Raw genomic sequence first — 11,159 nt, 5'->3', positions numbered from 1 at the left:
TGTTCACGGTGGTCACGGTGTCTTCTCCGTCTTCGCGGTGGCGTGGTGCCTGGTGCGGGTGCGGGATGGGGCTACTGGGGCGGGTTGCCGTGCTTACGGGCCGGCAGGTCCGCGTGCTTGGTGCGCAGCATGTCGAGGGCGCGGATGAGCGTGTGACGGGTGTCGGCGGGGTCGATGACGTCGTCGACCAGGCCGCGCTCGGCCGCGTAGTACGGGTGCATCAGCTCGGACTTGTACTCCTTGACCATGCGGGTGCGCATGGCCTCGGAGTCGTCCGCCTCGGCGATCTGCTTGCGGAAGATGACGTTGGCGGCGCCCTCGGCACCCATCACCGCGATCTCGTTGGTCGGCCAGGCGTAGGTCAGGTCGGCGCCGATGGACTGCGAGTCCATGACGATGTAGGCGCCGCCGTAGGCCTTGCGCAGCACGATGGAGATCCGCGGCACGGTGGCGTTGCAGTAGGCGTAGAGCAGCTTGGCGCCGTGGCGGATGATGCCGCCGTGCTCCTGGTCCACGCCGGGCAGGAACCCGGGGACGTCGAGGAGGGTGACGATCGGGATGTTGAAGGCGTCGCACATCTGGACGAAGCGGGCGGCCTTCTCCGAGGCCTCGATGTCCAGGACACCGGCCAGGGACTGCGGCTGGTTGGCGATGATGCCGACCACCTTGCCGTCGAGGCGGGTCAGCGCGCAGATGATGTTGGTCGCCCAGCGCTCGTGGACCTCGAGGTACTCGCCGTCGTCGACGATTTCCTCGATGACCTTGCGCATGTCGTACGGGCGGTTGCCGTCGGCCGGGACCAGGTCCAGCAGTGCGTCACCGGAGCGGTCGGCGGGGTCCTCGCAGGCCACCGCCGGCGGGTTCTCCCGGTTGTTGGCCGGCAGCAGCGACAGCAGGTAGCGGACCTCTTCGAGGCAGGTGGCCTCGTCGTCGTAGGCGAAGTGGCAGACGCCGGAGGTCTCGGCGTGCACGTCGGCGCCGCCCAGGCCGTTCTGGGTGATCTCCTCGCCGGTGACCGCACGCACGACGTCCGGACCGGTGATGAACATCTGCGAGGTCTCGCGGACCATGAAGACGAAGTCGGTCAGGGCGGGGCTGTAGGCCGCGCCGCCCGCGCACGGGCCGAGCATGACCGAGATCTGCGGGATGACCCCGCTCGCCTTGGTGTTGCGCTGGAAGATGCCGCCGTAGCCGGCCAGCGCGGAGACGCCCTCCTGGATACGGGCACCGGCGCCGTCGTTGAGCGAGACCAGCGGGGCACCGGCCTGGATGGCCATGTCCATGATCTTGTGGATCTTGGTGGCGTGCGCCTCGCCGAGCGCACCGCCGAAGATCCGGAAGTCGTGTGCGTAGACGAAGACCGTCCGGCCGTGGACGGTCCCCCAGCCGGTGATCACTCCGTCGGTGTAGGGCTTCTTGGCCTCCAGGCCGAAGCCCGTCGCCCGGTGCCGCCGCAGCGGCTCGACCTCGTTGAACGAATCCTCGTCCAGCAGCAGCTCGATCCGCTCCCGCGCCGTCAGCTTGCCCTTGGCACGCTGCGCTTCGGTCGCCCGCTCGCTGGGTCCGCGCCGGACCTGCTCGCGGATGGCGTGCAGCTCGGCGACGCGCCCGCGGGCGTCGTTGGCGCCGGCGGGCAGATCTTCGACAGTGGTCATGTATCGACGGTACGTGTGCGGGGCGCCCTGTACCGATGTCGGTTTCGTACAACGTCCCATGCCATTTCGTGGGCAGGCAGTACAGAACCATCCTGGACGGGGCACCGGCCACGGCGGCCGTTCGGGTGACGGGGCCATACCCGGTCTGTAGGGGACCGACAATCGCCGGGGCGCTGCCGCACTGTGCCGGACCGGCCGCCGAGGGCGGCATCGGACCAGGTCAGAGCGGCTGGACCGTACAGCGGTGGGTAACGCAGGCGGTGCCGGGACGGATCCGGAGCCGCAGCGCCCGGCCGGTGGCGAGCACCTCGATCGCGGGATCGTGGCCGAGTACCGCGCGCACCGGCCGCGACCACGTGATCTCCACCATATCCCCGGACCGCACCGGCGCGGCGACGCAGAGTTGTACGGTCCGGCCAGAGGCCGCGCCCGTCCGGCCGCCCCGCCGTTCCCGCACCAGCACGCTCGCCGGACCGCTGCTGCACAGTTCGCCCGCGCGGCCCGCCCGCCAGAAGTTGGCGGCCGTTACGCCGAGCGGGTGAACGGCGATCGCCTGCCGGCCGGCGTCGTTGGCGAGCACGGTCAGCCAGTGCCGGTCGGCGGCGCGCGCGGCGAGGGCGGCGGGGGCGGCGCCCGGCATCAGGAGGTAGGCGTAGCGGGCGCCGTCCGGGTCGGTGCCGTGATCGTGCCACAGGGTGAGGTAGCGGCGGGTGAACTCCTCCCGGGACGAGGTGGCGTTGATGTCGTGCCAGGAACCGGTACGGGCCTCACGCCGCGTCGTCAGGGCGGCTCCGCCGGGGCATCCGGGGAAGACCCAGCCGCCGTGTCCGGCGAGGTGGGCCCAGCGGGCGTGGCGGAAGGAGGTGGTGCGGCCGAGCGTGCCGGGCTGCCGTACGCCGTCGACGGTGAGCGCGGGGGTGCCGTACTCCCCCAGGCAGCGGTTGTCGACGACGGTCTCGACGGGCACCCCGTCGCCTGCGGTGATGCCGGCGCCCAGGCAGACGACGCAGTCGGCGAGCGCGAACCAGGACTTCCGGGCGGTGAGGGTGGAGGCGAGGCCGCGCAGGTGCTGCCCGATCGCGGCGAACTCGCCGTCCGTGGTGCCGCCGACCCAGCGCACGGCGGGCCGGGGCTCGCCCCAGCCGCCGCCTTCGTTGTCCGCGAGCCGTCGGGTGGAGACGGTCGTGCCGGGCAGCCGGTAGGGGTCGACGGTCGGCCAGAAGGCGTCGGTGTACTGGTCGCCGCCGGCGTCCGCGCGCCACCAGTAGAGCATCCCGGCTCCGGTGTGCCAGCCGCGCCGGTTCTCGCCGTTGCCGTTCTCGTAGTACGTGATCCGGTCGGAGGCCATGGCGAGCCCGGCGGCCCAGCCGGGGCGCCGGTGCACGGCCCGGTCCATGGCCGGGAACAGCCGGTGGCCGACGGGCTCGGGCGCGGCGGGCACCGGACCGTCGGCGATCTTCCGCAGCCGGGCGAGGTCGGCGACGCCGTACTGCCGGTCGGTGAGCACCGGCAGCGTACGGTCCCGGGCCGTCCAGCCCTTGATCATGCCGTGCCAGCGCCGCCGCTCGGCGGCGCCGGCGGCCTCGGCCAGCAGGGCGACGGCGGCGATCAGCGCGTGCCCGTGGTAGTGGTCGCTGCGCAGGATCCGGCGCTCGTCGTGACGGAGGTAACCGCGGCTGATGGCACGTCCGTTGACGCTGTCCATCATCAGCCCGTTGTGGAGCAGTGGGGCGTACGCCCGCTCCACGCTGTCGAAGATGATCTGCCGAGCCGGGTCGGTCACCTCCCATGCCGATCCGCCGAGCAGGGTGAACAGCCGCCCCAGGCCGTCCAGCAGGACGTAGCCGTAGGTGCCGGAGTAGGCGACCCGGGTGTGCTGGATGAACGACCCGTCGGCGTAGAGCCCGTCGCCCTTGACGACGTACGGGAAGACCGGTGAGAGGGCGTCCCGGGCGAGCGCGATCTTCCCGGGCGCCCGGCCGAGGATGCCGCGCAGGGCGGCGACCCGGCACAGGTCGACGCGGTTGGCACCGGTGCTGGTCCCGGTGTAGTCGCCGAGCATCGCCTCGGGGACGAAGTGGTCCACGGCGGCCAGGCAGCGCTCCCGCAGGCCGTCGGGCAGGCCGCCCCGCTCGTCGAGGACCGCCATGGTGTCGAGCAGCAGTCTGGGGCTGCCGATCTGCCACTCCCACCAGTTCCCGTAGCGGGCGGTGCCGGCGTGGTAGACGGTGGCCTCCAGATGGCCGAGCCCGGCGCGGAGCGCCTCGGCGAGCCCGGGATCACCGGTGTGCCCGGTGCCCGGCTGGGCGTAGGCCTGGGCCATGGTCCACAGCCGGCTGTAGCTCTGGGTGATGCCGGACGGCGGATCGTACGGACAGTCCGGCCACAGCGAACCGTCCTCCGGCCGCATGCCCGCCCGGTGACGGCCCGCGAGTTCACCCGTCTCGCGGAGGACGGCGGCGTACGGGGGCTCCTCCGGGTCGAAGCCGGTACCGAGCGTCAACGCGCACCAGCGCCTGCGGAGGACCTGGTACGGGTCCGCCCCACCGGCCCGCGGGCCGTGGAGGCGGAACGCTCCTGCCGCGGAGACGGCGAGGAATCCCCTGCGTGTGCACCCTGCTCTCGGCTGCCCTCCCACGTCTTCGGCCTTCCCGCCGCGTCTCCCCCACTGCCTCAAGGGCGTGGGCGGTACCCCCACGCGGCGGGCTGGTGCCGCTGCGCGGGGCTGTACGTCACGGGGCCGGCCCTCCGGACCGGCGTCCCGCGGTCCGGCTCCGCCCGTGGATGGTGGTGATTCCGTCGCTCCTGCCGCCGCCCATGCTGCCGGACCCGCACCGTCGTGGCCAGGCGCCATTGCGGCAGAAGGGGGCCCGCCCCGGCCATCCGGCGGACCGGGACGAAGCCCCCGGGCGCGTCACCCTTGAGGGGCCACCCCGGCCCGCAGGAGGCCATACGCGTAGGCGTCGTCCAGCGCCTGCCAGCTCGCCGCGATGACGTTCTCCGCGACGCCGACCGTGGACCATTCGCTGCGGCCGTCGCTGGTGGAGACCAGGACGCGGGTGATCGAGCCGGTGCCCAGGGCGCCTTCCAGGATGCGGACCTTGTAGTCGACCAGTTCCATGGTGGCCAGCTGGGGGTAGATCCGCTCCAGAGCGCTGCGCAGCGCCCGGTCCAGGGCGTTGACCGGGCCGTTGCCCTCGGCGGTGCTGACGATCCGTTCGCCCTTCGCCCACAGCTTCACCGTCGCCTCGTTGGCGTGGGTGCCGTCGGGGCGGTCCTCGGCGATCGCCCGCCAGGACTCGACGGTGAAGTAGCGCAGCGGTTCGCCCCGGACCTCCTCGCGCAGCAGGAGTTCGAAGGAGGCGTCGGCGGCTTCGTAGGTGTAGCCCGCGAGTTCGCGTTCCTTGACGCGGTCGACGACCCGGCCGACCAGTGCGCGGTCGCCGCTCAGATCGAAGCCCAGCTCCTTGCCCTTGAGCTCGATGGAGGCCCGGCCGGCCATGTCGGAGACCAGCATCCGCATGGTGTTGCCGACCAGCGCCGGGTCGATGTGCTGGTAGAGGTCCGGGTCGACCTTGATCGCGGAGGCGTGCAGGCCGGCCTTGTGCGCGAAGGCGGAGACGCCCACGTAGGGCTCGTGGGTGGAGGGGGTGAGGTTGACGACCTCGGCGATGGCGTGCGAGATCCGGGTGGTCTCGGCGAGCTTGCCCTCGGGCAGCACCGGACGCCCGTACTTGAGCTCCAGGGCGGCGACGACCGGGAAGAGGTTGGCGTTGCCGACCCGCTCGCCGTAGCCGTTGGCGGTGCACTGGACGTGGGTGGCGCCGCCGTCCACGGCGGCGAGGGTGTTGGCGACGGCGCAGCCGGTGTCGTCCTGGGCGTGGATGCCCAGCCGCGCGCCGGTGTCCGCGAGGACGGTCCGGACGACGGCGGTGATCTGGGCGGGGAGCATCCCGCCGTTGGTGTCGCAGAGGATGACCACGTCCGCGCCGGCCTCGGCGGCGGTGCGGACGACCTGTTCGGCGTAGTCCGGATCGAGGGCGTAGCCGTCGAAGAAGTGCTCGCAGTCGAGGAAGACCCGGCGGCCCCGGTCGCGGAGGTGGGCGATGGTGTCCGCGATCATCGCGAGGTTCTCGTCGGGGGTGGTGCGCAGCGCCAGCTGCACATGGCCGGTGTGGGACTTGGCGACCAGGGTGATGACCGGGGCCCCGGAGTCCAGGAGGGCGGCGACCTGGGGGTCGTCCTCGACGCGGACGCCGGCCTTGCGGGTGGCGCCGAACGCGACCAGCTGGGCGTGCCGGAAGTCGATCTCCTCGCGGGCGCGCTGGAAGAACTCGGTGTCCCGCGGGTTGGCACCGGGCCAGCCGCCCTCGATGAAGCCCACTCCGAAGTCGTCGAGGTGCCGGGCGATGGTCAGCTTGTCGGCGACGGTGAGGTTGATGCCTTCGCGCTGCGCGCCGTCGCGGAGGGTGGTGTCGAAGACGTGGAAGCCGTCGGGCACCGCGCCGGAGAGACGGGCGTCGGAGGGGTCGGGATGAGGTGCGGCCGTCATGCTGGTCTGGCTCCTGTCGGGATTTCGGTCTGCCGGAAAACCGGTTCCACCGTCCCTCCATGCTCCCTCGCGCTCCGCTTCCGGCGGAGTGTGGGCCGGGAACGAAAAAACCTCTCGCGGGTGCGAGAGGTCTGCGCGCGGGTCTGGGACGACGGTGGCCACGCCGTACTCGGTTCGTACGGGGCGGTCACTGCGGACCGGCGCGCCTGCTGCCAATAGTCATGGCGGACGAGGGCACGGGCCGAAGTCTGCCACACCCTTGGATGTCGTACGCAACGATCTCACCATGCGGTCGGGCCGTCCGCCGGACGGCCCGACGGCGGCGTTCAGTCGGCGACCGGCTCCCGGCCCGGTGCGGGGACGGCGTCCGGGCGCTCCCCCGTGCCGACCCGGTGCAGGTCGATGGTGCGGGTCTCCCGCATGGTGAGGTAGACGATCAGGGAGACCGCGGCGCAGCCGGCGACGTACCAGTAGTAGCCGGACTCGGCACCGCTGTTCTTGAACCACAGGGCGACGTACTCCGCGGTACCGCCGAACATCGCGTTGGCGAGGGCGTACGGCAGGGCGACGCCGAGCGCGCGGATGCCGGTGGGGAACAGTTCGGCCTTCACACAGGCGTTGATCGAGGTGTAGCCGGTGATGACGAGCAGCGCGAGGAGGGAGAGGCCGAGGGCCGGCCAGAAGGACCCGGCGTGCTTCAGCAGCGTCATGATCGGCACGGTCAGGAAGGTCGAGCCGATCGCGAAGGTGATCAGGAGCGGGCGGCGGCCGATCCGGTCCGAGAGCCGGCCGGCCAGCGGCTGGAGGCACATGAAGAGGAAGAGGGCGCAGAAGCTGACCAGGGAGGCGGTCGGCTTGTCCATCCCCACGCTGCCCGAGAGGTACTTGGTGAGGTAGGTCGTGTACGTGTAGTACGCGACGGTGCCGCCCATGGTGAGCGCGACGACCAGGAACGCCTCGCGCTTGTGGGCCCACAGCGCCTTGAGCGTGCCGCGGCCGGGGTCGGCCCGGGCGCCGTCGTCCTCCGCGTACACCTCGGTCTCCAGCATGTTGCGGCGCAGGTAGAAGACGACCCCGGCGCCCAGCGCACCGACGATGAACGGGATCCGCCAGGCCCAGCTGTGCAGCGTGTCCTCGGAGAGCGTGCGCTGGAGCACGATCTGCAGGCCGAGGCCGAGCAGCTGCCCCGCCGTCATCGACACGTACTGGAAGCTGGAGGCGAAGCCGCGCCGCCCGGGAGCGGACGCCTCGGTGAGGTAGGTGGCGCTGGCCGCGTACTCGCCGCCGACCGAGAGCCCTTGCAGCATCCGGGCGAGGAGCAGTACGGCGACACCGCCGTAGCCGGCGACGTCGTAGGTGGGGGCGATCGCGATCAGGACCGCCGAGGCGGACATCAGGGTGACGGTCAGGGTGAGGGCAGCCTTGCGGCCCCGGCGGTCGCCGACCCGGCCGAGCAGCCAGCCGCCGACCGGGCGCAGGAAGAACCCGACGGCGAAGATCCCCATGGTGTTCATGAGCTTCGCGGTCTCGTTCCCCTCGGGGAAGAAGGAGTCCGCGAAGTAGACCGCGAAACTGGCGTAGACGAACCAGTCGAACCACTCGACCATGTTGCCGGCCGAACCGACCCAGATCTTCTTCCAGTGCTCTCGTCCCATAGCCGATCACGGTCGCGGACCGGCGGGTGACCGGCAAGAGCCGGGACGACAACGATCGCGCGTACTTTCGTGCGTTGCGGTCGTACGGACGGTGCCGGGCGCCGTCCGCTCATGACGACGGCCGCCTCCGGTCCGCGGCCGGGGCGGCCATCGTCATCAGCGGGAGAGTGCCCGGGGCGGGTCAGCCCAGCGGGTGCATCCAGCCGTGGGTGTCCGCGGCGACGCCCCGCTGGATGTCGAGGAGCGCCTCGCGCAGCTTCACCGTGACCGTGCCGGGTTCGCCGTCGGACTGGGTCCACTCGCCGCCCGCGGTCTTCACCGTGCCGACCGGGGTGATCACCGCGGCGGTACCGCAGGCGAAGACCTCGGTGAGGGTGCCGTTCTCGGTGTCGGCCCGCCACTGGTCGAGGGAGACCCGGCCCTCCTCCGCCTTGTACCCCAGGTCGCGGGCGACGGACAGCAGGGAGTCCCGGGTGACGCCGGCGAGCAGCGAACCGGTGAGGGCCGGCGTGACGATGGTGTCGCCGTACACGAAGTACAGGTTCATCCCGCCGAGCTCCTCGACCCACTTGTGCTCCACGGCGTCGAGGTAGGCGACCTGGTCACAGCCCCGCTCGGCGGCCTCGGCCTGGGCGAGCAGCGACGCGGCGTAGTTGCCGCCGGTCTTGGCGTCGCCCATCCCGCCGGGGACGGCGCGGACCCGGTCCTCGGAGATCCAGATGGAGACCGGCTTGACGCCGCCGGGGAAGTACGCGCCGGCGGGCGAGGCGATGACCACGAAGAGGTACTCGTTGGCGGGCTTCACGCCCAGGCCGACCTCGGTCGCGATCATGAAGGGGCGCAGGTAGAGCGACTCCTCACCGCCGTGCGCGGGCACCCAGTCCTTGTCCTGCCGGACGAGTGCGTCGCACGCCTCGATGAAGGTCTCGACCGGCAGCTCCGGCATGGCCAGCCGGCGGGCGGAGGCCTGGAAGCGGCGGGCGTTGGCGTCGGGGCGGAAGGTGGCGACGGAGCCGTCGGGCCGGCGGTAGGCCTTGAGGCCCTCGAAGATCTCCTGGGCGTAGTGCAGGACGTTGGTCGCCGGGTCGAGGGAGAGCGGCCCGTAGGGCACGAGCTGTCCGTCGTGCCAGCCGCGGCCCTGGGTCCACTTGATCGTCACCATGTGGTCGGTGAAGTGGCGGCCGAAGCCGGGAGCCGCCAGGATCCGCTCCCGCTCCGCGTCGGAGAGCGGGTGCGGGGAGGGCTTGAGCTCGATCGTGGGCGTCGTCATATATGCGTGTCCTTCACTGCGTGTTCCGATACCTGGGGGTACCTCCCAGCCGGCCGCGCTCACCAGGGCTCTTGAACGTACCGGTCGTTACTGGGACGTCCGAGTTTCCTCACCGACGGCGATGCCACGTCCGATTATCGCTCGTGGGTGTGCGCCGCTGGAACCGGTCTGCGCGGTCCGGCTCCGATGGTCGCATCCGGCCGCGCCACGCGACAGCGCCGGGCAAGGACGAGGAGTCCCGGCCCGGCGCCGTCCGTGAACTGCTGGTTCGCCGCCGCGGGCCTCAGCCCGCCGCCCGTGCGGCGAGCGCGTCGCCGATCTCGTCCGTGGTGCGGGCGGTGCCGTCCCTGCCCGCCAGGTCCGCCGCGACGGCCTCCTCGATACGTACCGCCTGCGGCTCGTAGCCGAGGTGGCGCAGGAGCAGGGCGACGGACAGGACCGTGGCCGTGGGGTCGGCCTTGCCGGTGCCGGCGATGTCGGGGGCGGAGCCGTGCACCGGCTCGAACATCGACGGGAACTGTCCGGTCGGGTTGATGTTGCCGGAAGCCGCCAGGCCGATACCGCCGGTGACGGCCGCGGCGAGGTCGGTGAGGATGTCGCCGAAGAGGTTGTCGGTGACGATCACATCGAACCGCTCGGGCTGGGTGACGAAGAAGATGGTCGCCGCATCGACATGCAGATAGTCCGTGGTGACCTCCGGGTACTCCGCGCCGACCCTGTCGAAGATGTTCTTCCACAGATGCCCCGCGTAGACCAGGACGTTGTTCTTGTGCACCAGCGTCAGCTTCTTGCGCGGACGGCCGTTGGCCCGCTCGTAGGCGTCCCGGATCACCCGCTCGACGCCGTAGGCGGTGTTCACACTGACCTCGGTGGCGACCTCGGCGGCGGTACCGGTACGCAGCGAGCCGCCATTGCCCGTATACGGCCCCTCGGTACCCTCCCGCACCACCACGAAGTCGATCTCCGGCCGCCCGGCCAGCGGAGTGGCCGTATTCGGCAACAGCTTCGACGGACGCAGATTGACGAAGTGATCGAAGGCGAAACGCAGCTTGAGCAACAGCCCGCGCTCCAGCACCCCCGACGGCACGGACGGGTCACCGATCGCGCCCAGCAGGATCGCATCATGCTGCCGGAGCGACTCCAGCTCGGCATCCGGAAGAGTCTCACCGGTCGCGTGCCACCGCCTGGCACCGAGGTCGTACTCCTTGGATTCCAGCTTCACGTCCTGCGGAAGGACCGCGGCCAGGACCTTCAGCCCCTGGGCGACGACCTCCTGGCCGATGCCGTCACCGGGGATCACTGCGAGGCGAATGCGAGACATGTCTGGGACCCTACTCCGCGTCCCACTGCTTGACACGTAACGTCCACGATGCGGACTGCGGTCCGCTGCGCTTGGCTGCCCTCCCACGTTGTTGACTTTCCCGCCGTGGCGCCTGGCGGCGGACTGGATTCCGCTGCGCGGGGCTGTACGTCACGGGTGCGCTCCTCCGGACTGCCGTCCTGCGGTGCGCCCCCTCCCGTGGGTGGGTGGAAGAAGACCGGTGGGGGTGTACGTAGTCCCCATGTGCCGGTAGTGGACCACTGACGTACACCCCCACTCACCGTTTTTCCTCCCCCTCACGGGAGGGGCCGCTCCGCAGGACGGCAGTCCGGAGGAGCGGACCCGCACCCGACAAACCCACGCCCGCCGCAGGCGCCACGGCGAAACGGAAGGTACGGCGCCGCAGACGACAACGTGGGAAGCCGGCCAAGCGCAGCGATTAGTGACCCGTCGAGCCGCCGTTGTCCCGCCGGTCGAGCGCCCGCTGGAGCGCCGCCGCGGCGTTCCTGCGGTCCGCTTCGCTGGTCGTACGGACGGAGTGACGGATCCTGCGGACAGCGGTCTCGGCCATGATTCACGTCTCCAATGCCAGAGCCCCGGGAACAGCCGGGGAGCGTCGATCAGAAGTGGCCGGAAGGGGCGGGGGCCTCGGCACGGCAGGGGTCACCTGCCCTCGTACACCGGGCCGCACCCGCTCTCGCTCGAT

General features: G+C 71.3%; 7 protein-coding genes. All 7 read right to left on the bottom strand.

Features of this window, described 5'->3' with window-relative positions; all coding sequences use genetic code 11:
• Positions 1-71 precede the first annotated feature (71 nt).
• Complete coding sequence (locus tag AZE13_RS04515; protein ID WP_066926949.1) at positions 72-1,655, bottom strand: acyl-CoA carboxylase subunit beta; 1,584 nt, start codon at positions 1,653-1,655, stop codon at positions 72-74.
• 220 nt (positions 1,656-1,875) lie between these two features.
• Positions 1,876-4,293 (bottom strand): polysaccharide lyase 8 family protein, encoded by a 2,418-nt coding sequence (locus AZE13_RS04510; protein WP_066926947.1) that lies wholly within the window; start codon positions 4,291-4,293, stop codon positions 1,876-1,878.
• Positions 4,294-4,569: 276 nt separating this feature from the next.
• Complete coding sequence (cimA, locus tag AZE13_RS04505) at positions 4,570-6,207, bottom strand: citramalate synthase (RefSeq protein WP_066926945.1); 1,638 nt, start codon at positions 6,205-6,207, stop codon at positions 4,570-4,572.
• Positions 6,208-6,533: 326 nt separating this feature from the next.
• Positions 6,534-7,862 (bottom strand): MFS transporter, encoded by a 1,329-nt coding sequence (locus AZE13_RS04500; protein WP_066926944.1) that lies wholly within the window; start codon positions 7,860-7,862, stop codon positions 6,534-6,536.
• A 181-nt stretch (positions 7,863-8,043) separates the two neighbouring features.
• The gene (locus AZE13_RS04495; protein WP_066926942.1) at positions 8,044-9,132 is read right to left on the bottom strand and encodes a branched-chain amino acid aminotransferase; all 1,089 of its coding nucleotides are present in this window, start codon (positions 9,130-9,132) and stop codon (positions 8,044-8,046) included.
• 283 nt (positions 9,133-9,415) lie between these two features.
• Positions 9,416-10,453, bottom strand: coding sequence for a 3-isopropylmalate dehydrogenase (locus AZE13_RS04490; protein WP_066926940.1), 1,038 nt, complete (start codon positions 10,451-10,453; stop codon positions 9,416-9,418).
• 439 nt (positions 10,454-10,892) lie between these two features.
• Positions 10,893-11,024 (bottom strand): hypothetical protein, encoded by a 132-nt coding sequence (locus AZE13_RS37790; RefSeq protein ID WP_258527559.1) that lies wholly within the window; start codon positions 11,022-11,024, stop codon positions 10,893-10,895.
• Positions 11,025-11,159 lie beyond the last annotated feature (135 nt).

The sequence above is a fragment of the Streptomyces sp. NBRC 110611 genome (assembly GCF_001590865.1).
GTDB lineage: Bacteria > Actinomycetota > Actinomycetes > Streptomycetales > Streptomycetaceae > Streptomyces.
This window is presented reverse-complemented; position numbering and strand designations above follow the sequence as displayed.